We start from the raw sequence: 26,046 nt of genomic DNA on the forward strand, positions 1-26,046 counted from the left end.
CCATCACCCCACGCGACAAGCCCCTACCCAGCCGGATCCTCTCCCGTCAGGAGGTTCGTCAGTCCGGCCTCGTTCGCCTGCCGTTGGGCTTTCACCTCCTCCTCGAACCTGTCGGCCACGGCCGACAGGCAGTCCAATGAATCCTCCAAAGACAGCGCGGACTCAGCCAGCCGCCCGATAGTTCCCACGTACGGAGCGGCTTCCCGCCCGGACAGGAAGACACCTGCGCGCTCATGCGGGAAGTACACGACATCCGTCGTATCCCGCTGCCGGTACCAGCTGAATGCGCCCGCCGTGACGGCCTCGCTCGGGGCCAGGCGGATGTTCACCGTCGCCGCGATCTCGATGAGGTACCGCAGCTGCCGCAGCATCAGTTCGGCGTCTCCGAGGTCGTTTCGCAGTGCTTCGGTGCCGATGAACAGCTGCGTCTCAACCGCCTCCGCGCCGAACAGGATTCTCTTGCGGTTCAATCGGTTCTCGACGACTTGCTCGAGGATTTCGCTGTCCCACAGGCTCGGGCCGAACACCAGCCGCGCGTAGTCGGGGGTTTGCAGCAGGTCCGGGATCTCCAGCGGAGCCCACACGGTCACCGACTCGGCGTTCCGCTCGTGTCCGGCCACTAGCGCGTAATGGGCCGTGTTCGCCTGCGAGCCGGGCATGATCCAGCTCGTCCCGGCCAGGTCGCGCGCCAGTTCCATGATCCGCGTCTTCTTCTCGCCGACCACGCCGAGCGCGCCCAGCACCCCGGCCACGTCCTCCAGCGTCGGGACCTCCTCGCCCAGCTCCCAGCTCGACAGCAGCGCCGGCTCCACCCCGACCCAGCGTCCCAGTTCGCGCAGACCGAAGCTCGCCTCGATCCGGGCATTCCGCAATTCCCTGCCCAAAGCGCGCTCTTGCGGAGTGGGCGTGTCCGAATCTCGCATCCACTGTCACCTCCAGCCGCGGATAGTGCCTGTTCCACATTGCTAACACCTAGGCCTGTCGCCCGATCCGTGTCATCGGCCGCGGCCGAGACGCCAGCGACCCGGGCTGTCCTGAACCTCCGCACGTCACCCCACAGGGGGTTTCTGAATCGATTTTGTTTCCGGCAGGTTTTCGGGTTACCGTGTGCACCGTCACGTTCCCGCGACGCCAGCGCCGTCGTCTCGCGAACCCGTCACGAGCCGGGAGCTTGAGATGAGCAGCAACCCGAACCCGACCGCCGCGGTGCACCGCGTGCTTGCCGACGTCACTGACCGGATCGCCGAGCGCAGTGCGGACACGCGGGCGGCGTACCTCGCTCGCAGCGCGGCCGCTTTCGAGGAGGGACCGGTTCGCCGCGGCCTCGCTTGCAGCAACCTCGCGCACGGATTCGCCGCCATGGACGGCGTCGACAAGCAGGCGCTTCGCCAGTTGCGCGCGCCTGGCGTGGCGATCGTGTCCTCCTACAACGACTTGCTCTCCGCTCATCAGCCGATGCAGGAGTACCCGGCCTGGCTCAAGAAATCGGTTCGCGAAGCTGGAGGCGTGGCCCAGTTCGCCGGTGGCGTGCCCGCGATGTGCGACGGCATCACGCAGGGGCGCCCGGGCATGGAGTTGTCGCTGTTCAGCCGCGAAGTGATCGCGATGGCGACAGCAATCGCGTTGTCGCACGACATGTTCGACGCGTCGTTGCTGCTGGGCGTGTGCGACAAAATCGTGCCGGGATTGCTGATCGGCGCGTTGTCGTTCGGGCATCTGCCTGCGATCCTCGTGCCTGCCGGGCCGATGAATTCCGGCTTGCCCAACAAGGAAAAAGCCCGGGTGCGGCAGCTGTACGCGGAAGGGCTCGCGACCCGGGAAGACCTGCTCGACGCGGAAGCCGCCTCGTATCACTCCGCTGGCACCTGCACGTTCTACGGCACCGCCAACTCGAACCAGATGGTGGTCGAGGTGATGGGTCTGCACCTGCCGGGTGCGAGCTTCGTCCCGCCGAACACGCCGTTGCGGCAGGCGCTTACCGAAGAGGCCGGCCGACGCGTGGTAGAACTGTCCCGAGGCGAGGCGTACACGCCGATTTCGCAGGTGCTGGACGAAAAAGCGTTCGTGAACGGCATCGTGGCGCTTCTGGCCACCGGCGGGTCGACGAACCACACGATGCACTTGGTGGCGATCGCCGCGGCGGCGGGGATTCAGCTGAGCTGGGACGATTTCTCGGACCTGTCGGCGGTCGTGCCGCTGCTGGCGCGCGTATACCCGAACGGCAGCGCGGACATCAACCATTTCCACGCGGCCGGCGGCATCCAGTTCCTCGTCGGCACGCTGCTCGACGCGGGGCTGCTGCACGAGGACGTGCTCACCGTCGCGGGCCCCGGCCTGCGCCGGTACACGCAGGAGCCGATCTTGTCGGACGGCGAGCTGGTGTGGCGGGACGTGCCGACGCGCAGCCTCGACGAAGAGGTGCTGCGTCCGGTGTGGCGGCCGTTCGCGCCGGACGGTGGGCTGCGGATGGTCGAGGGCAACCTGGGCCGGGCGGTCACGAAGGTGTCGGCAGTCGCCCCGGAGCACCGCGTGGTGGAGGCGCCGACGCGGGTGTTCACCTCGCAGGACGCGTTCCGGGTCGCGTTCGAGGCCGGGGAACTGGACCGGGACGTGGTCGTGGTGCTGCGGCAGCAGGGTCCGCAGGCGAACGGGATGCCGGAGCTGCACGGCCTGACCCCGGCGCTGGGCGTGTTGATGGACCGGGGGTTCCGGGTCGCGCTGCTCACCGACGGGCGGATGTCGGGTGCGTCCGGCAAGGTGCCGGCCGCGATTCAGGTGACGCCGGAGGCCGCGGTGGGCGGGCCGATCGCCCGGATCGCCGACGGCGACGTGATCCGGTTCGACGCTCGGTCCGGAAGCTTGGACGTGCTGGTCGCGGACGACGAACTGGCGCGCCGGGACCTGGCGGACGCGCCGCCGTCGGAGGCCGCGTGGAGCGGGACCGGGCGGGAGCTGTTCGGGGCGTTGCGCCGCGCGGTCGGCCCGGCTGACCAGGGCGCGAGCGTGTTCGGGGCGCTCACTCCGGAGCTGGACCTCGCCCGGGGCGTTCCGCCATTCGGAAGCGGGACAATGGGCGAGTCCTCGTATGCTCTCCAGACCCAGGAGGTCGGTCAGTGACCACCGACACGGACCTGCTCGCCCTGTCCCCCGTGATGCCCGTCGTGGTGATCGACGACGCCGACGACGCGGTGCCGACGGCCCGTGCCCTGCTCGCCGGCGGGATCGGGGTGATCGAGCTGACGCTGCGCACGCCGGTCGCGCTGACCGCGATCGAGCGGGTGGCGGCCGAGGTGCCGGACATCGTCGTGGGCGCCGGCACGGTGACGTCGCCGGAGCAGGCGAAGCAGGCCGCCGACGCGGGCGCGAAGTTCCTGGTGACGCCGGGCTGCACGGACGCGGTGCTGGACGCCGCGTTCGCCACCGGGCTGCCGTTCCTGCCGGGCGCGAGCACGGTGTCCGAGGCGATGCGGCTGGCCGAACGCGGGCTGACCACGCTGAAGTTCTTCCCGGCGGAGGCCAGCGGGGGCGCGGCGTTCCTGAAGTCGATCGCCGGGCCGCTGCCGCAGCTGCAGTTCTGCCCGACCGGCGGGATCACGCTGTCGTCGGCCCCGTCGTACCTGGCGCTGCCGAACGTCGGCTGCATCGGCGGATCGTGGCTGACGCCCGCGAAGCTGGTGGCGGACAAGGACTTCGCTGCCATCGAGAAGCTGGCTGCCGAAGCCGCCGCGCTGCGCTGAGCCGTTCCGGAACCCGTCGCCTCTGGCTGGAGGCGGCGGGTTTCTTGGTGCTGCGGGCCGGTCAGTCGACCGTCACGTCGTCCAGCATGCTGGCTTCCGCCCCGAACTCGCGAAGCTCCTCGCGGATCACCGTGTACGCCAAGCCTTGCGGATACCCCTTCCGCGCGAGGAACCCGAGCAGACGGCGGATCGCGGTCTGCTCGTCGACGTTCCCGAGCGACCCGAGCCGCTTCCGCACCAGTTCGCGAGCCCGTTGTTCCTCGGCGTCCCGGTCGACTTCCTCGGCCGCTTGCGCCGCGATCTCGCCGTCGACGCCCTTGCGCCGCAACTCCGCGACCAGCGCCGTGCGCGACAGCCCTTGGTTGGCGTGCCGGTTGCGGACCCAGGTTTCGGCGAACTCGGCGTCGTTGACCAGACCGGCGCGGTCGAGCTTGCCGAGCAGGGTTTCCACGGTCTCGCTGTCGAAACCCTTGCGCTGCAAGGCCTGCCGAAGCTCGTCGACCGTCCGCGGCCGGGCGGCGAGGAGGTCGAAGCAGATCTCCTTGGCCTTCTTCGCCCGCTCCTCCGGAGGCAACTCCGCCGGTTCGACCTTCGGCACCCTGGCCACGCCCGCACTCCTCTTCCCGGTGCCGCTGCTGAGAACGACGACACCGTCACCTCTGCACCCGTTTCCGCCGCCCGACGCCACAGCCCGGCACCGGCACCGGTGCGACTCCCGGCTGGCAACAGCCGCCGAACCCGCACTGACCCGGACCGGCAAGCCCAGCACCGGCAACCTCTACCGGCCCACGCGCAGCCTCAACCCGACCACGCGCACAGCGCCGACCGACCCGTCCGCGATCCACCGGATCACGCCCGCGCCGACCGACCGTCCACGATCCACCGAAACCACGCCCGCGCCGACCGACCCGTCCGCCATCCGCCGAACCACGCCCGCCCGTCCTGCCCGAAACCCTCCGCAGGACGACAAAGCTCCGACGCAACCGGAACGCCGCCGCACCCCGGCGAAGCCGTCGCGGAACACCGCATCGGGTTCAGCGGCGGACCGGTGTTCGACCCGAGCACCGGGGAGGGAACCCGCCGATCCCCTCCCCTCCCCGGATCAGAAGTCGACCGGCGCGGGCACGGCTTCGGCTTCGGCGTCGACCTGCGGGCCGATGCCGAGCTTCTCCTTGATGCGCTTCTCGATCTCGTTGGCGATGTCCGGGTTGTCGCGCAGGAACCGGCGGGCGTTCTCCTTGCCCTGGCCCAGCTGGTCGCCCTCGTACGTGTACCAGGCACCCGACTTGCGCAGGATGCCCTGGTCGACGCCCATGTCGATGAGCGAGCCCTCGCGCGAGACGCCCATGCCGTAGAGGATGTCGAACTCGGCCTGCTTGAAGGGCGGGGCCACCTTGTTCTTGACGACCTTCACGCGGGTGCGGTTGCCGACCGGCTCGCCGCCGTCCTTCAGCGTCTCGATGCGGCGCACGTCGAGCCGGACCGACGCGTAGAACTTCAGCGCCTTGCCGCCGGTGGTGGTCTCCGGCGAGCCGAACATGACGCCGACCTTCTCGCGCAGCTGGTTGATGAAGATCGCGGTGGTGCCGGAGTTCGACAGCGCACCGGTGATCTTCCGCAGCGCCTGGCTCATCAGGCGGGCCTGGAGACCGACGTGCGAATCGCCCATCTCGCCCTCGATTTCCGCGCGCGGCACGAGGGCCGCGACGGAGTCGATGACCAGGATGTCGAGCGCGCCCGAGCGGATCAGCATGTCCGCGATCTCGAGCGCCTGCTCGCCGGTGTCCGGCTGGGACACGAGCAGCGCGTCGGTGTCGACGCCGAGCCGCTTCGCGTACTCCGGGTCGAGCGCGTGCTCCGCGTCGATGAACGCCGCGATGCCGCCGTTGCGCTGGGCGTTGGCCACCGCGTGCAGGGCGACCGTGGTCTTACCGGAGGATTCCGGTCCGTAGATCTCGACGACCCGGCCGCGCGGCAGGCCGCCGATGCCGAGCGCGACGTCGAGGGCGATCGCGCCGGTGGGGATCACGGCGATGGGAGGCCGGGACTCCTCGCCGAGCCGCATCACCGAGCCCTTGCCGTACTGCTTGTCGATCTGCGCAAGGGCGAGCTCGAGCGCCTTGTCCTTGTCGGGTGCTGCTGGCATGGAAGTCCACCTCGCTGGTTGGGGCCTGTGTGTGTTCGGTTGTCCAGTCGGGCTTGTCCGGCGGTCAAACCCTGTCCGGTCCGACGCTACGGGGAGGGACCGACAATTCCAGGCGCGGCGACCGATCTGTGGATCGCTGGCCCCGTTGTGCACAACACCATAGACGAACAGATGTTCGAGGCTCGCGGCGACACGCCCATCCGCCGCGGTTTTCGCCCTTCGCGCCGACCGGCATCGGGAAACCCCAGGTCAGCGCCGTTCCGGAGGCACCTCGAACTCGACGCAGACCGCTCGCCAGATCTCCTTGGCCGGCGTTCCCGCGCTCAGCGCCTCTTCGACCGTGCGCCCGCCGAGCCCGCTGAACACGTGGTCCTTGGCGAGCATCTCGGCGCGTCCGGACCCGAACTCCTCGGCCATCAGCCGTCGGAACACCGTGATACGCATCGGGCGAATGCTAGCTTTCCCGATCGAACGGGGATCACTCCCCCGGCTGGACGTGCTGTTCGAAGTAGTCGGCCAGCGCGCCCGGCGTGGCCGCCTGCCCGCCGGAATTCACCTGATAGAGGAACCCGACGAGGGGCCGGTCCTTCACGGTGAACACGAGGACCGCCGAGGACTGCCCGGCCGCCGCCGCGTAGTGCCCTTCGAGCGCGTTGCCCTTCCAGTCCGCTTCGGTGCGGTCGCCGCCCGCGGAGGACAGCAGTCCGTCGGTGTACTGCTTCAGCTCGGCTGCCGACTGCCCCTGCACGTACGTCACCTGAGTGCCCGCGCGCCCCGGCGCGGCGCACGTCGACGCGGGCCCGAGGCTCTTCGCCGGAGCAGCGGGACCGTTGCCCATGCCGGGAGCACAGCCGCCGTTCTCAGCGACCTTGCCCGCCAGCTGACGCATGCAGCCGGTCATGCCGGACGAGTCGGCTTGCCCTGGCGTACGGCACTCTTCAGCCGTGTACGTCGTCACCGACGAGCCCTTTGTCGTGAAGAACACAGTCAGCCCAGCCGCGAGCACAACCACCACAGCCGCCGCGATGCCGATCCACAGCTTGGTACGGCTCTTCTTCTCCGGCTTAGCGGGCGTGTACGTCGGGAAGTTCGACGGTGCCGGCGAAGACTGGAACGGCGGCATCGGCTGCGGCTGCGTCGGCGAGTACGCCGAGTAGTTGCCCTGTGGCGCAGCAGGCGGCGCGTACGGCGCACCAGACGCCACCTGGCCCTCGACGTTCTGCGTACGCATCGACAGTCCGTCTTTAGCGACATGCTGCGCACCCAGCGCGACGGCCGTCTCAGGCTGGTCGAGACTCGTGGGAACGACGCCGAGCTTCTCCGTGATCATCGATCCGACCAGCGGCAACCGGCTCGATCCGCCGACGAGGTAGATGCCGGCGAGACGATCCGAGGTGAGCCCAGCCGAACGCAGCGTCCGCGAAAGCAACTCCACGCTGCGCAGCATTGCCGGACGCACCAAGCCTTCGAGCTCTCCGCGCGTGACCAGCACGTCCTTGAACGGCTCCGGCATCGGCACCTCTGTCTGCGGATGCCGAGACAGTGCCTCCTTCGCGGCCTTCACGTCTTCTTGCAGCGCGCGTCGCGTACGCCGGTCCGCAGTGGACTCGGGGCGAAGCAGCCTCTGCCAGCGCTGCGGGTCCGAGTGCGACACCTCACGTCCGACGTGGACCATCAGCGCCTGGTCGACGTCGAGGCCGCCGAGGTCGGGCAGGCCGTCCTCGGCGAGCACTGTGTAGCCGTTCTGGTTCGCGCCGACGACTGCGACGTCGAACGTGCCCGCGCCGAGGTCGTACACCGCGAGAGCCTGCCCTGGAGCCAACGCACGCTCCGGGAACGACGCGAAGTGCGCCGCGGCGGCGACTGGCTCCGGCACGAGGACCACGTTCCCGCGAATGCCGGCGAGCCGCGCCGCGCTCAGCAGCACGTTGCGGCGCACCGGACCCCACTGCGCGGGGTGGGTGAGCCGGACCTCGTCCGGCTGCTCGCCGCCGAGCTGGCGGGTGGTCTCGTCGAGCACCCGGCGCAGGATCGCGGCGAGCGCTTCGTTGACCGGCACGACGTCCGTGCCCAGCAGCAGCGTCTGCTCGTCGATGCGCCGTTTAGGGTTGGGCTCGAACCGCGTCGGGTCGAGCCGCGCGCGACGTTCGGCGTCCCGGCCGACCATGAGCGTGCCGTCTTCCCCGGCGAAGACCGCGGAGGGCATGTTGGCCGATCCGTCGACCTCGACGACGCGCGGCGGCCTGCCGTGCGCGGAAAGGACGGCGACGGTGTTGGACGTCCCGAGGTCCACCGACAGGATCCGCACAGTAATTTCCCCTCGACTCAAGCAGCGCTGGCGGAGATGCTGCCACGTGCCCGGTCACCGTGCGTGCGGACCCGCGAAACTCGCGGCGCGCGCAACCCCGGGAAGCGACGGAACGTCTCGTCTTCCGAGGACGGGGAGGCAATGACAGAGCTAGTGGACAAGACCCGCCGGGAACAGTTCGGCCAGGCGGGCGGTCCGGCGCACCCGGTGCGGGTGGCGGCGGCCAAATGGGGCCGTTCCGGCTACCTGCACGCGGCCGTGCTGTACCTCGTGGTGCGGCTGGTCGGCGTCGGCGTGCTCGCCGCCATGGCCGCGCCCCGGGACCTGCCGCTCGGCGAACGGCTGCAGTCCTGGGACGGCTGGTGGTACCTGCAGATCGCCGAGCACAGCTACGCCGGCGTGAGCAATCCGCTCGACGCCGCCGGGCTGCCCTATCCCGACGCGTCGTACGGCTACTTCCCGCTGTATCCGGCCCTGACCGGGCTGTTCGAGAAGCTGCCCGGGGTGACGTACTTCGGGGCGGCCCTCCTGCTGTCGACACTCGCCGGGATCGCGGCGGCGACGGCGATGTACCGGATCGGCCGGCTCGTCCACAGTCCTCGAGCGGGGCTGCTGCTCGCCGTGCTGTGGAGCGCCGCGCCGATGGCGATCGCCGAAAGCATGGTGATGACCGAGTCGCTCTTCACCGCGCTCGCCGCGTGGGCGCTGGTCGGCGTGCTCGAACGCAAGTGGTACCTCGCTGCTTGCGCGACGCTGTTCGCCGGGCTCACCCGGTCGACCGCGTGCGTGCTGGTCGCGGTCGTGGTGCTCGCCGCGGTGCTCGACGTGTGGCGGAACCGACAGCGGTGGAACGCGCTCGTGTGCGTCTTCGTCGCGCCGCTCGGCCTGCTCGGGTACTGGATGTTCGTCGCGGTGCAGACCGGCAGCCTGACCGGTTGGCAGGACGTGGAGCTTCGCGGCTGGAACACGCGGTTCGACGCTGGCGCCGAGGCCTGGAAGTGGATCACGCAGACGCTTTTCACCTCGGGCAATGCCTGGGAAACGCTCGTCGTGCTCGTGACGGTCGCGGCGATCGCGCTCGCGGTCATCTGCGTGACCGGCCGGCGGATGCCGTGGCCGCTGGCCGCCTACGCGGTGGGCGTCGTGGCGCTGGTCCTGTGCAGTGCCGGGCTGCCGGCTTTGAAGTCGAGGTTCCTGCTCCCCGACTTCGCGCTCCTGCTGCCCGTCGCGATGGGGCTGGCCGGTCGCACCAGGTCCACGATGATCGCCGCGACGACCGTGTTCGTGCTGGCCGGGGCCTGGTATTCGGCTTATTCGCTGACCGTGTGGAAGTACGCGATCTAAGCCGATCGGTCACCCACACGAGGGGATCCGGACCGGACCGCACTGCCCGGGCCCCGGAAATTGTCGGGGGCGCCGCGCATGATGGATCCCGTGGCAAACGACGTGCTCGACCTCTTCTCCCCGGCGACCAGAACCTGGTTCGCCGGAGCCTTCGCCGCCCCGACGGCCGCGCAGGAAGGGGCCTGGCGGGCCGCACACGCCGGGCAGCACGCCCTGGTCGTGGCGCCCACCGGGTCCGGCAAGACGCTGTCCGCGTTCCTGTGGGCACTGGACCGGCTGGCCTCGGAACCGCTGCCGGCGAACCCGCGCGAGCGGTGCCGGATCCTGTACGTCTCGCCGTTGAAGGCGCTGGCGGTCGACGTGCAGCGCAACCTGCGCGCGCCGCTGGCGGGCATTTCCCAGGCCGCGCACCGGCTGGGCCTGCCCGCGCCGGAGATCGAGGTCGGCATGCGCACCGGCGACACCACGGCGGCCGAGCGCCGGTCGTTCGGGAAAACCCCGCCGGACGTGCTGGTCACCACTCCGGAGTCGCTGTTTCTCCTCCTCACGTCCTCGGCGCGGGAATCGCTCAAGGGCGTCGAGACGGTGATCGTCGACGAGGTGCACGCCGTCGCGGGCGGCAAACGCGGCGCGCACCTGGCGTTGTCGCTGGAACGGCTCGACGCGTTGCTGCCCAAACCGGCCCAGCGCATCGGATTGTCGGCCACCGTGCGCCCGATCGACGAGGTGAGCGCGTTCCTCGCCGGCGGCCGTCCGGTCACCGTCGTGCAGCCGAAGCTCGCGAAGACGATCCAGGTGCGGGTGGAGGTGCCGGTCGAGGACATGGCCAACCTCGACGGCCCGGCGCCCTCGCCGATGGAGCGGCTCGACGACCTCACGTCGCTGTCGCAGTTGCCGTCGGAGGGCGGGATCGGCACCCAGGAAGAAGTGTCCGGGGCGGCGGTGCAGCGGCCGTCGATCTGGCCCGCGGTCGAGGAACGGGTGCTGGAGCTGATCCGCGCGCACCGCTCCACCATTGTGTTCGGCAACTCGCGGCGGCTCACCGAACGGCTCACCGCGAGGCTCAACGAACTCGCGGCCGAGCAGACCGGTCTGTCCCGGGGCGACGCGTTCCCGGCCGAGGCGGTCGGGCAGTCCGGCGTCACGACGGGTGCGGAGCCGGTCATCGCGCGGGCGCACCACGGGTCGATGTCCCGTGAACAGCGCACCCATGTCGAGGAGGAACTGAAGTCCGGGCGGCTGCCGTGCGTGGTGGCCACGTCGTCGCTCGAACTCGGCATCGACATGGGCGCGGTGGATCTGGTCGTGCAGATCGAGGCCCCGCCCACGGTGGCGTCCGGGCTGCAGCGCGTCGGCCGGGCCGGGCACCAGGTCGGAGCGGTGTCGTCCGGCGTGATGTTCCCGAAGTTCCGCGGCGATCTGGTGTCGTGCGCGGTCGTCGCGGAACGGATGGCGACCGGGGCGATCGAGGCGGTGCGGTACCCGCGCAACCCGCTCGACGTGCTGGCCCAGCACATCGTGGCGATGGTGGCGCTCGAACCGTGGACGGTGCCGGACCTGGCGGCGCTCGTGCGGCGGGCGGCTCCGTTCAGCTCGCTGCCGGACGACGCGCTGCACGCGGTGCTCGACATGCTCGCCGGCCGCTACCCGAGCGAGGAGTTCGGCGAGCTGCGGGCGCGCATCACCTGGGACCGGGTCGGCGGCGAGCTGCGCGGACGGCCGGGTTCGCAGCGGCTGGCGGTCACGTCCGGCGGCACGATTCCCGACCGCGGGCTGTTCACCGTGATGACGCCGGGCGACGAGGGCAAACCCGGCTCGCGCGTGGGCGAGTTCGACGAGGAGATGGTGTACGAATCGCGAGTCGGCGACACGATCCTGCTCGGCACCTCGTCGTGGCGGATCACCGACATCACCCATGACCGGGTGATCGTCGTGCCCGCCCCCGGCCAGCCCGCCCGGATGCCGTTCTGGAAGGGCGACGCCGCGGGACGGCCGCTGGAACTGGGGCGGGCGCTCGGCGCGTTCGTCCGCGAACTGTCCACTTCGGACACCGCGACGGCGAGGGACCGGGCCGCCGCGGCCGGGCTCGACCAGCGCGCCTGCGACAACCTGCTGGCGTATCTGGAAGAACAGAAGTCGGCGACCCGGCACGTGCCCAACGACCGGGTCATCCTGCTCGAGCGCTACCGCGACGAGCTGGGCGACTGGCGGATCGTGCTGCACTCGCCGTTCGGCGCGCAGGTGAACGCGCCGTGGGCGCTCGCGATCGCCGCGCGGCTGCGGGAAAACCGCGGCGTCGACGCCCAGGTGGCGCACTCCGACGACGGCATCGTGCTGCGGCTGCCCGACGCGCTCGATGCCGACGGCGGCGAAGTCGCCATCACCGCCGACGACGTCCTGCTGGATCCGGAGGAGGTCGAGCAGCTGATCGTGGCGGAGGTCGGCGGCTCGGCGGTCTTCGCGGCCCGGTTCCGCGAGTGTGCGGCGCGCTCGCTGCTCCTGCCGCGCCGGGATCCGCGGCGGCGCACCCCGCTGTGGCAGCAACGGCAACGGGCGTCGCAACTGTTGTCGGTGGCGGCGAAGTACGAGCGGTTCCCGGTCGTGCTGGAGGCCATGCGCGAGGTGCTGCAGGACGTCTACGACGTTGGCGGTCTGCGGGAGCTGATGTCGGACATCCGGGCGCGGAAGGTCCGGCTGGTCGAGGTGGAGACGCCTGCCGCCTCGCCGTTCGCCCGAAGCCTGTTGTTCGGCTACGTCGGAATGTTCCTGTACGAGACGGACGCTCCGCTGGCCGAGCGACGAGCGGCGGCGTTGTCGCTGGATTCCGCGCTGCTGGCGGAATTGCTGGGCACGGAGGCGATTCGCGAGCTGCTCGATCCCGAGGCCGTGGCCGAGGTCGAACGGTCGTTGCAGCGGCTCGATCCGGATCGGCACGCCCGGTCGGCGGAGGACGCGGCCGACCTGTTGCGGTTCCTCGGCGATCTGTCCGTCGCGGAAGCCGGGGAACGAGGGATCCAGCCGGAATGGCTGGCGGAACTCGCGTCGGCGCGGCGGGCGATCCAGGTGCGCATCGGCGGCGAGGAACGCTATCTGGCCATCGAGGACGCCGGACGGGTGCGGGACGCGCTGGGCGTCGCGCTTCCGGTCGGCGTGCCCGAGGCGTTCACCGAGCCGGTGGCGGATCCGCTGGGCGATCTGCTCGGCCGCTACGCGCGGACCCGCGGCCCGTTCTCCGCGAAAGCGGCGGCGGACCGGTTCGGGCTGGGCACGGCTGTTGTCACCGGCGTGCTCGACCGGCTTACCGGCGAAGGCAGGCTGGTCCGCGGCGAACTGAGTCCGGTCGGGCATCCGGAAACCCATGGCGTGGGCGTCGAATACTGCGACGCGGCCGTGCTGCGGCGGTTGCGGCGTGCGTCGCTCGCTCGGCTGCGGGCAGAGGTCGAGCCCGTGGAACCGGCGGCGCTGGGCCGGTTTTTGCCCGCGTGGCACGGAATCGGCGCGCGCCTGCGGTCCGCGCCGACGGCCGACGACGTGCTGTCGGTGGTCGAACAATTGGCCGGTGCGCCGTTGCCGGCGAGCGCGGTGGAATCGCTGATCCTGCCGAGCCGGTTGCCGGGCTATTCCCCCGCGCTGCTCGACGAACTCACCACCGCGGGCGAGGTCACGTGGGCAGGCTGTGGCTCGCTCTCCGGCGGGGACGGCTGGCTGGCGCTGGCTCCGTCCGACGTCGCGGATCTGCTGCTGCCTGAAGTCGAAGAGAATCCGCCGACCAGTCCGCTGCACGAAGCGATCGTGAGGGCACTGGAAGGCGGAGCGTTGTTCTTCCGGCAGCTCGTCGACCGGGTCACGCCGGGTCTGGAGCAACCGCCGGACGACGGCGCCGTCGTGGCCGCGCTGTGGGACCTGGTGTGGGCCGGGCTGGTCACCGGCGACACGCTCGCTCCGTTGCGCGCACAGGTCGCCGGCCACGGCGCGCACAAACCGCGGCGGCAAGCGCCACGCGGCCGGTACGCCCGCATGCGCGCCGGGCGTCCGGCAATGCCGTCGCGCAGCGGGCCGCCGACCGTAGCCGGGCGCTGGGCGCTGACGCCGCCTCGGGAGGCCGACCCGACGCGGCGTGCCCATGCCCGCACCGAGGCGTTCTTGGAACGGCACGGTGTCCTCACCCGAGGCGCGCTCGACACTGAACGGGTCACCGGTGGGTTTTCCGGGATCTACAAGGTGTTGCGCGGTATGGAAGATACCGGACAGGTCATTCGCGGCTACGTCGTGGAAGGGCTCGGGGCCGCGCAGTTCGCCGCGAAGGGCGCGGTCGACCGGTTGCGTGCGCTATCCAGCACCGCGCCCGCCTCAGCGGCCCGAAGCGACAATCCTCGGGCCGTAGTGCTCGCCGCCGCGGATCCAGCACAGCCGTACGGTGCGGCGCTGTCTTGGCCCGCTGCGACCGGGGATACGAAACACCGGCCGGCGCGTAAAGCCGGAGCGCTGGCGGTGCTGGTCGACGGCGTGCCAGCTCTGTACGTCGAACGCGGCGGCCGATCGTTGCTGAGCTTCACCGAGGAACGCGGCTCGCTGCAAGCCGCCGCGGCCGCGTTGTCGACCGCGGTCCGCGAAGGCTGGCTGGGTCAGTTGGCCGTCCAACGCGCGGACGGAGAACACGCGCTGACCTCGGAGCTGGCCGAGATCCTGCAGGAGGCCGGTTTCCGCGCGACTCCGAAGGGACTCCGTTTGAGAGCTTGACGCTTCCGGGGTGGCGGCACGGCCAGGTCGGCGAACGCGGGCCGGTCCGGCGGGCTCGGCCGGGCGGCGATCAGCCGAACTCTGCCAGGCGGCGAGCAGGCTCGGTCGGGCGGCGAGCGAGCGGACTCTGCCAGGCGGCGCGGGCAAACTCGGCCGGACGGCGAGCGGGCGAGCGGGCGGGCTCGGTGTACCGGCGGCGGGGAAGCAGGTGGTGTCACTAGACTTCTCCTGGCCCCTCGGTGGACAAAAGGACGTTCGATCATGGCGATGCGCGAGTTGCGCTACTTCGGTGACCCGGTGCTCAAGTCCGTGTGCGACCCGGTGACCACGTTCGACAGCAAGATCGAGGCGCTGGTGAAGGACCTCCTCGACAGCGTGCAGCCGGAGGGCCGGGCGGGGCTCGCCGCGCCGCAGATCGGGGTTGGGCTGCGGGTGTTCAGCTACGACGTCGGCGGGCTGACCGGATACGTGATCAACCCGGAGATCGTCCACCTGTCCGAGGAAACGCACGAAATCGGCGAGGGCTGCCTGTCCGTGCCGGAGCTGTGGTTCCCGACGGTCCGCGCGAAGCACGCCGTCGTGCGCGGCGTCGACCTGCGCAACGAGCCGATCGAGGTCGAGGGCGTCGACGTGCTGGCCCAGTGTCTCCAGCACGAAACCGACCACCTCGACGGAAAGCTCTACCTCGACCGGCTCACCCCCGACCGGAAGAAGCAGGCGCTGCGCGAGGCGCGGGGCAAAGACTGGTTCTGGAACCGCTGACCCTCGGCGTCCGATCGGCGACGAGCCGGAGCACCGTGCTGTCGTCCGGGCTGGTTTCGACCCGCAGTCCGGCGCGAACGGCGGTCCGGGCCATGGCGTCGTTGGCCGGAAGACGGACCGCGGTCAGTTCCGTCGTCCCGTCGGCCTCGGCCAGGGCGGCCAGCCGGGCCAACAACGCCGTGCCGATTCCCTGTCGCTGCCAGGCATCCTCGACGAGCAGGGAAACCTCCGAGGTGCCGTCCAGTTGGGAAATCAACTGTCCGAACCCGATCACGTCCCGGCCGCACACCGCCAGCAGACTGGTTCCGCGCGGCGGCATGAGCAAGCGGTGCAGCCATTTCCGCGGGACCGTGCGCATCCCGGTGTGGTAGCGGTTGAACAGCGTTTTCGCCGAGCAGCGGAGATGCACCGCGCCAACCGCGTCGACGTCCCGCGGAGTGCCGAGCCGCAGAACGACCGCCGCCCCGTCCGGACGGTCGAGCAGGACCGGGCCAGCCAGATTCTGTTCCGCTGCGGCGAGCAGTTCCAGGAACGCCGTGGCCTGAGCGAGTTCGGGTTCGGCGAATGCCACCCACCTTCGCCGGGCGACGAACGCCTGCCCGTCGCCGAAGGGGAAAACCGCTCGGTGGCCGCCTTCCGTGCGACCGGGGTTGGCTTCGCTTACCGGGACGAGTGTGACGAGGTCGGCGGACAGGACCATCCGCAACATCGGCGCACGGCGACCAGGATCGGCGATTGCCTGCCGGGCGGCGAAGAGCGCGGTGGAGGCCGGGTCGCGAAGTCCGCGAATGGTGGTTTCGGCGACCTCGGCTCGTGCGGGAGCGGCGCTCTGGGAACGGAGTTGCCCAGGCTCGGCGGGCGTCTTTCGCTCGGCGGTGACAGGTGTTGGTGGAACGGGCAATTCCCGGACATCGGATCCGACGCACAACTCCCCCGCGAGAGGGAGTGCAGGTGCCGGTGAGACGCCGCGTGCCTCGGCTGCGGAATCCGTGTCATAAGTAAAGGCCGCTGGAGCAGGCAGTTCCCGGATCTCGGCGGACATCGTCTCCGAGGCGGAAGCGGCCTCTCGATCAGCGGGGAAAGCAAGAGGCGAATTCTCCGCGGCGGAGGAAGCATTTGCCGAGGCACCGTCTTCCTCTGCGCTGGGCGCGGAGGCAGTCTCTTGGCCTGTCGCCGTTGCCGTTGAAAGTGCACGCAATTCTCGCGCGGAATCCTCAGCTCGCATCTTTCCGGTAGCGGGGAACGCGATTGTCTTCGAAACACCGGCTGTCTCCTCCGCAGCGGCTGCCGAGGGGTCGGGCGGCCGTGAAGGGGGATCGGTGCGTGTCTCTACGGCGGGGAACGCAGTTGTTGCCGGGGCAGGGAGTTTCCGGATGTCAGCGTTGGGTGTGTTCGAGGGCGGGGTGAGGAGTTCCCGGGCGGCGGCCTCGGCGATCGGCTCCTCGGGGGCGAGCGCCGGGGCGCGGAGGTCGGGGATGGTCGTTTCGGTCATCCCCAGGCAGTCGCCGCCTTCGTCGCGGAGGGCGTCTATCAGGAGGTGCGGGGGCAAGCCCGTTGCTGGCTGCAGGACGAATTCGTCCAGGACTCCGCCGGGGGCCGGGTGTCTGGTGAGGCCGAGGATGCGGCATTCGAGGTCGGCCAGCCGGATGGCGAAGCGGGCCAGGGTGCCGGGGTGATCGTCGGAGCGGACCCGGACTCGCCAGGCGCGGGTAAGTCGGCGGTTTTCGTTGGGGTGGCTGGGGTCCAGTTCGGGACGAGAGTGCGGGAGGCGCGATGGCTCGCCGGGGATGGTGTTCGCGAGGAGGTTGCGGGGCGTCGTAGGCATGTCCATGGGACTAACCGTTCCCGACGTGCGTAACCGGGGGCGTCCTGTGATGTTTCGGGTGTGTCAGAGGGTGGCCGGTACCGCGTGATCTGCGGGAAACAGCGGTGCCGGGTCAGCGTGGGGGGAGCAGGCGGAATTCGTTGTTTTCCGGGTCTGTGAAGTCGGTTGGCGCGACGTGGGGCTGGTCGGCCGGGACGGGGTGGGCGCCTGCGGCTTGGAGGCGGCGGGTTTCGGCGGTGTGGTCGTCGTGGAGGGCGAGGGCGAGGTCCAGGCGGAGGCGGTTTTTGCCGTGCTTCGGGGTCTTCGCCCGGAGGAATCCGAGGGCGGGGCCGCGGCCGGCCGGGTTGCGCAGGGTGGTGACGGCTGGCTCTTCGGCGGCGATCGGCCAAGCCGTGAGCGGGGACCAGAAGCGGGCTAGCTGAGCGGGGTTCGCCGCGTCGACGACAATCGCTGCGATGGCGCCGGAGCCGGCGTATTCCTCGCGGGGTTCCAGTACGCAGAATTCGTTGTCTTCGGGGTCGGCCAGGACGATCCACGGGACGTCGCGCTGGCCGATGTCGATGGGGCGTGCGCCCAGGGAAACGGCTCGGGCGACTGTTTCGCGCTGGTTCTCGCCCGACGTGCTGGAGAGGTCAAGGTGGAGACGGTTTTTGCCGGTCTTCGGGCGGGTGGCCGGGGCGAAGAGCAGGGTGAGGTCGCAGCCGTCGCCGGGCGGGGGTTGGACGGCGGCCTCGGCTGGGTATTCCGTGGCGAGTCGCCAGCCGAGCAGGTCGGACCAGAAGCGGGCAAGCCGTGCCGGGTGTTCGGCGGCGACGACCAGGTGGACCGGACGTGGTGCCATGCCGCCACGGTAACGGGCAGGGCCGACGAAAACGGCGGATCGCGGTGGCGAAATCAGGAATGAACTGTGCCGGCAAGCGCGGGGGTATCGCGCTCGCCGGCACAGCCGGATCGCCGCGGTGGCCGGGAAAGAGGGCGGAACCGGGAAGCTTCCCCGCTTTCGGTTCTCGACCGCTATCTGGTGGCCAGTCGCAGCAGGGCCCAGGTTTGGGCCGACAGCTCGTGGTCTCCGTCGGTGTGGACCATGGTCACCGGGACTCTTCCCCACAGCCACAGGTACACGTTCGCGGGCTGACCGGTGACGATCGCGTCCGCGGCGTCGGCTTCCCGGGGAGAGCAGCGCCAGGCCTCTGTCTCTCCGGGGCCCGCTCTCGCGATCCAGCTGTGGCCGCCGGTGTGGAAACCCACGGTGCCGTTCCGGGTTCCCGAGATGCCCATGGTGGTGAGCTTGTGTCCGAAGTAGAGGGTGAGGGCCTCGTCGACGCCGTCGGCGGCCAGGTCGTCCGGGACTTCCGAGTCGCCGGTTCCGGCCGCGTTTTCCGCGTCTACCCGGTGCACGAGGGTTTCGTGGAGCAGGCGCCGGCGCCAGAACCCGTAAGTCGGATCGGCGGACCACCAGGTGGCGGCTCGGGCGGCCGGGTCGTGGTTGGCCAGTTCGACTTCGAGCTCGGTGCGGGCGGCGGAGTAGAAATCGACCACGGGCTGGCCGGGCAGGGGTTCGCGCCACCCCTCGGGGCGGCGGCCTTCGCGGATCCAGCCGAGCACCTGCCAGTACACCGAGCCGACGTGTTTGAGCAGCTCGTTCAACGTCCAGCCGGGGGCGGTGGGCACTGGCGAATCGGGTGACGCCGAGTGCGCCACCTCCCCCAGCAGCCGCGCCTCCGCGGAGAACGCCTCGAGCAGCCGGCCGTGGTCGACCGTGCCGAGTTCACGCGACATGAGCTTCCCCGGACATCGGCAGGCCGTGCACGACCCGGCGGACCAGTTCGAGGAACTGGGCGGTCGCCCCCAGCAGGCCCTCGGCGAGCTCGGCGGTGACGCGGCCGGTGATGCCCGCTTCGGCGGCGGCCCGGGTTTCCGAGTGGTCGGCGAAGAAAGCTGACCACTCCCGCAGTTCGGGGGCGACGGCGTCGAGCAGCACCCAGCCGCTGGCCGGACGGCCCCGGCCCCGGCGCGGACGCCCTCGCACGGCGAGCACCGCTCCCGCCCCGCGGAGGGCGGCGAGGTAGGCGCCGATGAAGCGTTCGGCTGGGTCGCGTTCGTTTTCGGCGTGCTCGAGTCCGCGGTTGGCCTGGGCCAGAAGGGTGACCGCCTCGGGAGCGGCGGGCGGGCGCAGGGACAACGGAAGCTGCGGCTGGCCCTGGGCGCCGGAACGGCGAGCCGCCGGTTCGGCGGACGGCCGGACCGCGGTTCGGGTGCGATGGACTACCTGCCTCGGCGGCGGGGAGCTGGGCACGGTGTTTTCCGGGACGTGGTGCACGGTCCGGGAGGCGCGGGAGCGCTGGGGGTTGGCCGGTGCGGTGGGGCTGTTCTCCGCGGCGAGGGGCAGCGCCGGAGGGGCGGGCTCGGCTGGAGTGGCCGGGGGAACCGACGACGCCGAGGGGTTGCTTTCCGGTGTGGGCCGCGAGTCCGGGCCGGGCTTCGAGGCAGCTGGCCGGGCTGAGCTGGCCGACTTGGAGGAACCACTTCCCGGCTCGGATGACGAATCGGGGGCGGGCTTCGGGGCAGCTGGCCGGACGGAACTGGCCGACACGGAAGAACCGTTCCCCGGCTCAGACGACGAATCCAGGGCAGGCTCCAGAGCAGCATCCGCCGCCGAAACAGAACCGGTTCGCGATGCGGACAGCACGTCGGAACCCGCCTTCGAACCAGCAGGTTCGCCAGAGCCGACGGCAGGCGACGGACCAGACTCCGTCGCCGGAACGCCAGGCTGACCAGCGCCAGCCGCCGACGTCGACGGCGCGGCGGAGTGGTTTTCCGGCGCGCGAGACAAACCTGAGCCAGTTGCCGAAGCAGCGGATCCAGCAGAGTTGCGCTCCAACGCGGGCGAGCCGGGACCAGTTTCCGGAGCAACCGACCCAGCAGAACCGGCCGCCGAAGCAGACAACCCAGCGGAACCGCTCTTCGGCGCGAGCAACGAGTCGGGATCAGTTTCCGAACCCACGGAACCGGCAGAACTGGCCCGCGAAGCAGCCGCCTCAGCAGAACCGCTCTCCAACGCAAGCCCGGCGCCGAGACCGGATTCCGACGCAACCGACCCAGCAGAACCGGCCGCCGAAGCAGACGACCCGGCACCACCGCTCTCCGGCACCGACCACAGATCAAGCCCAGGCTGCACAGAGCCATTCACCGAAGCCGACGACGAAACCGAAGAAGCCGACGGTCGAGCAGCACCATCCCCCGCAACACGAGCAGCGTCCTCAGCACCGGCCGGCCGTTCCAGCTGCGAGCCGAACGTCAGCTGTTCGCCCACGCCAGGTCGGTCTGGGCGTGCTTCGGCAGCACGGTCCGCGGGGGACACGACCGAGACGGACATGGCGACCCTCCTCCTGCTCGGGTGGGCCCGGCCGGGGCCCGAGGTGCTTCCCCCACCCCGGGACCGGCCGGTGCGCTCCCACCGGGTATCGAACGTCTGTTCGATCTATTTCCAGAGTAGCCGCGCCGGCCACTCCGCTCAACCCCGCCGGTGGAATCCGGGCACGTGGTGCGGGACACGGCCGCACCGGCGTGGTCTCATAACCGGGTGAGCACCCACGACCATCCCGCTGTCGCCAAGGTCACCGCCGCGCTGGGCGAGGCCGGGCAGCACGCCGCCGCTGCCGGAGTGCGGGTGCTGCCCGCTGAAGTGCGCACTGCCGCGCACGCCGCGGAGGCTCTCGGCGTGCCGGTCGGCGCTATCGCGAACAGCCTGGTCTTCCGGGCCCGCACGAGCGACGGGGCCGAGGTCGCGTTGCTTGCCCTCACCTCGGGGGCGCATCGGGCGAAGGAGTCCCGGCTGGCGGAACTCGCGGGAGTCGCCGAGGTCGGCAAGGCGGACGCGGCGTTCGTCCGGGAGCACACCGGGCAGCCGATCGGGGGCGTCGCTCCGGTCGGGCATCCGGAGAAGCTCGTCACGGTCGTGGACACCGCCTTGCGCGAATATTCCGAGGTGTGGGCCGCGGCGGGGCATCCGAAATCGGTGTTCCCAACGACGTTCGCCGCGCTCGTCGCGCTGACCGGGGGCACCCCGGGCGACCTCGCGGGCGAAGGGGAGGATGGTCGACTGTGACCGCCATGCCCTCCTCCGGATGCTCCCGCTACGTGCAGCTCTCCGCCGACGAGTTCCGGTCCCGGCTGCCGGAAGCGCTGGCGATCTACGTGAACGCCATGCGCTACCCCGAGGGCACGGCCGAGCAGCGCGCGCCGATGTGGCTGACGCACGCGTTGCGCGAGGGCTGGCGCTGCATGGCGGCGCTCGACGACAACGGCGTCCTGCTCGGCATCGCGTACGGCTACAAGGGCCGCGCCGGGCAGTGGTGGCACGAGCAGGTCCGGCACGGCCTCACCCGCCGCTCCGGAACGGAGGAAGCCGAGCGCTGGCTGGCGGACTACTTCGAGCTCACCGAGATCCACGTGCGCCCGGAGAACCAGGGCAAGCAGATCGGCGAGGACTTGCTGCGCCGGCTGCTCGACGGCGTGCCCAGCGCGAACGTCCTGCTCTCGACGCCCGAGGGGACGAGCCGGGCGTGGAAGCTGTACCGGCGCATGGGGTTCGTCGACGTCCTGCGCGATTACCAGTTCACCGGCGATCCGCGGCCGTTCGCGATTCTGGGCCGGTCGTTGCCCCTCGACGCGCGGTAGGACCGCCGCGCGCCCGGTGCCGGACCGGACGCACGGCGCGCTTGCCTACCGCGCAACACGGCCCCCAGAAGGCCCCGCGCACCGGCTGATGCGAGCTGTCAGGCGTGGCCGAGCGACGGTGCCACCGTCTTGGCCACGGCGACCGCCTTCGTGCAGGCGGTGGCGGCGTCGAGACCGCTGGCGGGTTCGCCGCTGAACTGCACGGAGACGATCTCGCCGTACCCGCGCGCCTCGTCTTCCTTCGGAGTTTCGACCTTGCGCCAGGTCGCGTCGCAGCTGACCACGCTGCTGTCCTCGTCCTTCTTCTGAATGGCCGTGACGCCACCGCCGAGGTCAGCAGGCTGGCCGTCCTCGGCGTCGGCGGGCAGGCCCTGGTACAGGTGCACCGACACCTGCGGGTAGTGCGTGCCTTCGCCGGACCAGAAGTCGCATTCGTGCAGGCTCTTGGGCTCCACGAACGACTTCTGCCCCAGCGCGGTCTCCACGGCCTGCTTGCTGGCCACCGCGCAGGGATCGGTCGTCAGCACGGAGCCGGGCACCTGCTGGTACTGCGGCGGGGAGTTGTGCAGCGCCTGCACCACCTTGGTCAGCGCGGCGCGACCGGGCGCGCAGGCGTCGCCGCCCGGAGCCTTGGTCTGGAAGGTGATGCCCAGCGACTGCTCGAACGACGTCACGACCGAGACCCAGCACGACCCGGGCTTGTCGCCGTCGACGACCAGCGGAAGGCCTTCGAGCTTCTCGGCCGGGTCCTTCGACATGATCAGCTGGTCGCCGACGCGCAGCACCAGCTCGATCTTCTTGCCCCCGGCGGCTTTGACGTCGACGCTGCACTCGCCCCATTCCGAGGAGGAAAGGCTCGACTGGTCCGGGACGCCGAGGCCGCCGAGGGTTTTGCTGTCCAGCAACGCGCACGGGTCCACGGTGCGCAAGGCCGCCGCCCGCACCGCCGGATCGGTGATCGGAGGTTTCGCGGCGGAGGAGGGAGAGCCGGTGTCCGCGGCCGAGCCACCGCCGCAGGCCGCGAGCAGGGCGAGCAGTGTCGCCCCCGCGGCCAGCGTCGATGCCCGGAATGTTCGGTTGTCGGTGATCATGAACGGCACCGTAGTGGAACGAGCCACCCCTTCGTGGCGAAATCTCCAAGAATGCGGCCAGTCCGTGAATGGGCATCGTCATCGGGGTTCGGGCCGCCAGTAGCCGACCGCGAGCGCCGCGACGAGCAGCACGGCGCCCGCCCACGCGAACGCGCTCAGCCGTTCGTGCAGGAAGACCACCGAAAGCACGGTTCCGGTAAGCGGTTCCAGCAGCGCGGACAGCGCGCCCAGCACCGGATGGGCACCGCCGAGACCGCGGAAGTACGCGGCGTACGCGACGGCTGTCGGGACCACGCCGAAGTACACCGCCAGCAGCAGCACGTCGGCGCGGGCGGGCAGGTTCATGCCGAGCCACAGCGCGACAGGGGTCAGCAGCAAACCGCCGGTCAGGCAGCCGAAGGCCGTGGTAGCCAACGGGTCGAGGCCGTCGACGGGCTTCGCGGTGACGAGCGTGAGCACGGCGAATCCGGTCGCCGCGAGCAGTGCGCAGCCGAGGCCGCCGGCCAGCCGGGCGGGTGACGTCGCGGTCTCCGGCGACCAGCGCAGCAGCACCAGTCCCGCGACGGCGCCGCCGACGGACACCAGGGTCCACAGCTGGGGTGCGCGTCGGTGGCGCACTGCGGAAAACACAGTGAGCACAACGGGTGCGGCGCCGATCGTGGTCATCGTCGCGACGCTGACCGAGCTGAGCGCGACGGCGGCGAAGTAGCTCGCTTGGAAGAGGGCGAAGAGGGCGCCGATGAGGAGGAGCCGACGCCAGGTTTGCTTGGCGGGAAAGCGAAAGCCGCTGGTGAGGGCGACGTAAACCGCGCTCGCGGCGCCGCCGATGAGCAGCCGGTAGGTGGCGACGGCCAGGGGGTGCAGACCGGCTTGCTGGCCGAGCAGCGACCCGGAAAGGCCGCCGGTTCCCCAGAGCACGCCGGCCAGGACGAGCGCGGACGTCGAGCGGGCGCGCGAAATTACGGAAACAGACATGCGGAAAAGGGCTCCTGCGTCGAAGGAATCGGAGATCGACGACGCGGGGCAGCGTGCACTTGCCGGTTCACGGCAGCACCCAGCGGCCGCGGGCCCGGTTGCGGGCGCACGCGGCGGAAACTACCCCGCTCAGGCGCGCGGGGGTGGGGTGACGAGGAAGATCCGGTGCACGGGCGGGAGCTTAACCAGAGGACGGGGAGACGATCAACAGGTTTGCCGGAGCCAGCGGATCTCGCCGTCCTGCTGCTCCTCCGTCGCGGCCAGCCCGACGGCGGCCGCCACTCCGGCGGAGGCCCGGTTTTCCGGGTGGATGTGCGCGATGATCGCGTCGACCGGCTGCCGGTCGAGCCATTCGACCAGTCCGCGCGCGGCTTCGGTGGCGATGCCCTGGCCCTGCCACGGAGTTCCCACCACCCAGGCGATTTCGGCCACCGCCTCGCGAACTGTCGCCTGGACGGTGCCGGCCAGGCCGGAATCGCGCAACCGGATCACCCAGTTCAGCCAGGAGACCGCCGGATCGGGCGAGCCCGCGGTCATCCGCCGGTAACGGGACCGAAGCGTCGCCAATGAGTCCGGGGCGCCGCCGATGTACGTGTGCAGCGCCGGATCCGACAGCACGACGGCCATCTCCTCGGCGTGCGAGACGGACAGCGGCAGCAGGTCGAGCCGGGCCGTGGCAAGGGGTTGAGCGGTCAACATGCGGGAAAGACACCCGGGCCGGTGCGGGAAACACCGGCCCGGGAAAGCAGTCTCAGTCCAGTTGCGCCAGCTGCTCGCGCAGCGTGTCCAGTCCCATGCCACCCATCTGCAGGGCCTTGGTGTGGAACTGCTTGATGTCGAACGCCGAACCCTGCCGCGCGCGGGCCTCGTCGCGGGCCGCGAGCCACAGGCGTTCGCCCAGCTTGTACGCGGGGGCCTGGCCGGGCCAGCCGAGGTAGCGGTCGATCTCGTCGCGGACGTGCGCCTGGTCGGTGATCGTGCGGGTCAGCATGAACTCCAGGCCGAGGTCCGGCGTCCAGCGCTCCCCCTCGTGGAATCCGGTGCCTGCCGGGATTTCCAGTTCCAGGTGCATCCCGAGGTCGACCACGACGCGGGCGGCGCGGAACAGCTGTTCGGACAGCATGCCGAGCAGGTCGCCGTCGTCGGAGAGGTAGCCCAGCTCCTCCATGAGGCGTTCCGCGTACAGCGCCCAGCCCTCGCCGTGCGCCGAGATGAACGTCATCAGCCGCTGGTACTTCGTGAGGGTCTCGGCCTGGTTGACCGCCGTGGCGATCTGCAAGTGGTGGCCCGGGACGCCCTCGTGGTAGACCGTCGAAACCTCGCGCCAGGTGGTGAATTCGTTGCGGTCGGTGGGAAGCGACCACCACATCCGGCCGGGGCGGCTGAAGTCCTCGCTCGGTCCGGTGTAGTACGCGCCGACGCCGCCGCCGGGCGGGGCGATCTTGCACTCCAGCGCCATCAGCCGGTCCGGGATGTCGAAGTGCTTGCCGCGCAACGACTTCAGCGCGTCGTCGGACAGCTGCTGCATCCACGCCTCGAACTGCGGACGGCCCTGGACGCGGTAGCGCGGGTCGGCGTCGAGCACCGCGGCGGCTTCGGCGGGCGTCGAACCGGGCTTGATGCGGTTCGCGACCGCGCGCATTTCCGTTTCGAGCCGCGAGAATTCGTGCCAGCCCCATTCGTACGCCTCGCGCAGGTCCAGCTCCGCGCCGATGAAGTAGCGCGACCACAGCCGGTAGGCGTCCTCGCCGACGGCGTCTTTCACCGGAGCCTTCGGAGCCAGTTCCGCGCGCAGGAATCCGGCGAATTCCGCGAACGCCTCGTCCGCCGCCCGCGCGCCCGCGGCCAGTTCGGACTTCAGCGAATCGACCCCAGCGTCGGCGACCATGCTCGCGAAGAAACCGGGGCCGTCCTTGAGCCCGGCCCACGTGTCGCACTGCTCGGCGACCTTGGAAACCTGCCGCAGCGCCGAAACCCGCCCCTGGCCGGCCGAGGCCAGCAGCGACGCGCGGAGCCCGGCGAGCGCCTCGGGCACCTTCGGCAGCCGGGCCGCGACGTTCGCCCAGTCGTCCGGGGTGTCGGTCGGCATCAGGTCGAAGACCATGCGCAGGCCCTGCACCGGGCTCTCGATCACGTTGAGCGAAGCCGCGTCGAGACCCGCGTCGTGGATCTCCAGCTCGAGGCCGATCCGCTCGGTGAACACGGCCTTCGCGACCCGCTCCCCCGCGTTCGCCGGTTCGGCGGCGGTCACGGCGGCCAGCGCGCGCCGCGCCAGGTCCGCGCGGGCGTCGTGGCCCGCGGGCGAATAGTCGGTCAGCTGGTCGTCGTAGCCCGCGACGCCGAGCATAGTGGCCGCGACCGGGTCCACGGCCACGTAATCGTCGACGTACCGGTCGCAGATCTCCGGAACGCTCTGTTCGGTGGAAGCCATGTCCGGC

General features: G+C 70.6%; 21 protein-coding genes. 7 read left to right on the top strand and 14 right to left on the bottom strand.

What is annotated here, in order from left to right:
* Positions 1-23: 23 nt before the first annotated feature.
* Complete coding sequence (locus F9C11_RS37885; RefSeq protein WP_409182160.1) at positions 24-923, bottom strand: helix-turn-helix domain-containing protein; 900 nt, start codon at positions 921-923, stop codon at positions 24-26.
* 253 nt (positions 924-1,176) lie between these two features.
* Between F9C11_RS37885 and edd the strand changes: the two genes are divergently transcribed.
* Positions 1,177-3,117: a phosphogluconate dehydratase gene (gene edd / locus F9C11_RS37890; RefSeq protein ID WP_409182162.1), complete on the top strand. Its 1,941-nt coding sequence runs from the start codon at positions 1,177-1,179 to the stop codon at positions 3,115-3,117.
* Positions 3,114-3,737 carry a bifunctional 4-hydroxy-2-oxoglutarate aldolase/2-dehydro-3-deoxy-phosphogluconate aldolase gene (gene eda, locus F9C11_RS37895; protein ID WP_409182163.1) on the top strand — a complete coding sequence of 208 codons (624 nt, stop codon included), beginning with the start codon at positions 3,114-3,116 and terminating at the stop codon, positions 3,735-3,737. Before edd ends, eda begins: the two co-directional genes overlap by 4 nt.
* Before the next feature lie 61 nt (positions 3,738-3,798).
* Here eda and F9C11_RS37900 read toward each other — a convergent pair whose 3' ends face one another.
* The 5 genes from F9C11_RS37900 to F9C11_RS37920 all read right to left on the bottom strand — a co-directional run bounded on the left by F9C11_RS37900 (position 3,799) and on the right by F9C11_RS37920 (position 8,191).
* Positions 3,799-4,344, bottom strand: a complete 546-nt coding sequence (locus tag F9C11_RS37900) for a regulatory protein RecX (protein WP_409182164.1) — start codon at positions 4,342-4,344, stop codon at positions 3,799-3,801.
* A gap of 171 nt (positions 4,345-4,515) precedes the next feature.
* Positions 4,516-4,656 carry a hypothetical protein gene (locus F9C11_RS37905; protein ID WP_409182165.1) on the bottom strand — a complete coding sequence of 47 codons (141 nt, stop codon included), beginning with the start codon at positions 4,654-4,656 and terminating at the stop codon, positions 4,516-4,518.
* Between the two features lie 183 nt (positions 4,657-4,839).
* Positions 4,840-5,883, bottom strand: a complete 1,044-nt coding sequence (gene recA / locus F9C11_RS37910) for a recombinase RecA (RefSeq protein ID WP_009075062.1) — start codon at positions 5,881-5,883, stop codon at positions 4,840-4,842.
* A 249-nt stretch (positions 5,884-6,132) separates the two neighbouring features.
* Entirely contained in the window at positions 6,133-6,327 is a 195-nt protein-coding gene (locus tag F9C11_RS37915) for a DUF3046 domain-containing protein (RefSeq protein WP_037713086.1), read from the bottom strand.
* Between the two features lie 34 nt (positions 6,328-6,361).
* Positions 6,362-8,191, bottom strand: coding sequence for an Hsp70 family protein (locus F9C11_RS37920; RefSeq protein WP_409182166.1), 1,830 nt, complete (start codon positions 8,189-8,191; stop codon positions 6,362-6,364).
* Positions 8,192-8,332: 141 nt separating this feature from the next.
* Between F9C11_RS37920 and F9C11_RS37925 the strand changes: the two genes are divergently transcribed.
* The 3 genes from F9C11_RS37925 to def all read left to right on the top strand — a co-directional run bounded on the left by F9C11_RS37925 (position 8,333) and on the right by def (position 15,037).
* Positions 8,333-9,535 carry a hypothetical protein gene (locus F9C11_RS37925; protein WP_409182167.1) on the top strand — a complete coding sequence of 401 codons (1,203 nt, stop codon included), beginning with the start codon at positions 8,333-8,335 and terminating at the stop codon, positions 9,533-9,535.
* An 81-nt stretch (positions 9,536-9,616) separates the two neighbouring features.
* A complete protein-coding gene (locus F9C11_RS37930) occupies positions 9,617-14,275 on the top strand; it encodes an ATP-dependent helicase (protein ID WP_409187065.1) in 4,659 nt (1,552 codons plus the stop codon).
* Between the two features lie 261 nt (positions 14,276-14,536).
* Complete coding sequence (gene def / locus F9C11_RS37935; protein ID WP_009075052.1) at positions 14,537-15,037, top strand: peptide deformylase; 501 nt, start codon at positions 14,537-14,539, stop codon at positions 15,035-15,037.
* On the opposite strand, the gene F9C11_RS37940 is transcribed toward def, so the two are convergent.
* From F9C11_RS37940 to F9C11_RS37955, 4 genes are all read right to left on the bottom strand, one after another.
* Positions 14,970-15,746, bottom strand: a complete 777-nt coding sequence (locus F9C11_RS37940) for a GNAT family N-acetyltransferase (RefSeq protein WP_409182168.1) — start codon at positions 15,744-15,746, stop codon at positions 14,970-14,972. The two genes, def and F9C11_RS37940, sit on opposite strands and share 68 nt — an antisense overlap.
* Before the next feature lie 1,228 nt (positions 15,747-16,974).
* Positions 16,975-17,703 carry a VOC family protein gene (locus tag F9C11_RS37945; protein WP_409182169.1) on the bottom strand — a complete coding sequence of 243 codons (729 nt, stop codon included), beginning with the start codon at positions 17,701-17,703 and terminating at the stop codon, positions 16,975-16,977.
* Between the two features lie 173 nt (positions 17,704-17,876).
* Positions 17,877-18,641 carry a maleylpyruvate isomerase N-terminal domain-containing protein gene (locus F9C11_RS37950; RefSeq protein WP_409182170.1) on the bottom strand — a complete coding sequence of 255 codons (765 nt, stop codon included), beginning with the start codon at positions 18,639-18,641 and terminating at the stop codon, positions 17,877-17,879.
* On the bottom strand, positions 18,631-19,044 hold the full coding sequence (locus F9C11_RS37955) for an SAV_6107 family HEPN domain-containing protein (protein ID WP_409187066.1): 414 nt from the start codon (positions 19,042-19,044) through the stop codon (positions 18,631-18,633). Before F9C11_RS37955 ends, F9C11_RS37950 begins: the two co-directional genes overlap by 11 nt.
* Positions 19,045-20,445: 1,401 nt before the next feature.
* Here F9C11_RS37955 and F9C11_RS37960 point away from each other — a divergent pair.
* Together F9C11_RS37960 and F9C11_RS37965 are read left to right on the top strand one after the other, a co-directional pair.
* Positions 20,446-20,970, top strand: a complete 525-nt coding sequence (locus F9C11_RS37960) for a YbaK/EbsC family protein (protein WP_409182171.1) — start codon at positions 20,446-20,448, stop codon at positions 20,968-20,970.
* Entirely contained in the window at positions 20,967-21,542 is a 576-nt protein-coding gene (locus F9C11_RS37965; protein ID WP_409182172.1) for a GNAT family N-acetyltransferase, read from the top strand. Before F9C11_RS37960 ends, F9C11_RS37965 begins: the two co-directional genes overlap by 4 nt.
* Positions 21,543-21,640: 98 nt before the next feature.
* On the opposite strand, the gene F9C11_RS37970 is transcribed toward F9C11_RS37965, so the two are convergent.
* The 4 genes from F9C11_RS37970 to F9C11_RS37985 form a co-directional block, all read right to left on the bottom strand.
* Positions 21,641-22,633, bottom strand: a complete 993-nt coding sequence (locus F9C11_RS37970) for a DUF3558 family protein (RefSeq protein ID WP_409182173.1) — start codon at positions 22,631-22,633, stop codon at positions 21,641-21,643.
* Positions 22,634-22,711: 78 nt separating this feature from the next.
* Complete coding sequence (locus F9C11_RS37975; RefSeq protein ID WP_409182174.1) at positions 22,712-23,608, bottom strand: DMT family transporter; 897 nt, start codon at positions 23,606-23,608, stop codon at positions 22,712-22,714.
* 204 nt (positions 23,609-23,812) lie between these two features.
* Complete coding sequence (locus F9C11_RS37980; RefSeq protein ID WP_409182175.1) at positions 23,813-24,307, bottom strand: GNAT family N-acetyltransferase; 495 nt, start codon at positions 24,305-24,307, stop codon at positions 23,813-23,815.
* A gap of 52 nt (positions 24,308-24,359) precedes the next feature.
* The gene (locus F9C11_RS37985) at positions 24,360-26,039 is read right to left on the bottom strand and encodes a DUF885 domain-containing protein (RefSeq protein ID WP_409182176.1); all 1,680 of its coding nucleotides are present in this window, start codon (positions 26,037-26,039) and stop codon (positions 24,360-24,362) included.
* Positions 26,040-26,046 lie beyond the last annotated feature (7 nt).

This window comes from Amycolatopsis sp. VS8301801F10, from assembly GCF_046195355.1.
GTDB lineage: Bacteria > Actinomycetota > Actinomycetes > Mycobacteriales > Pseudonocardiaceae > Amycolatopsis.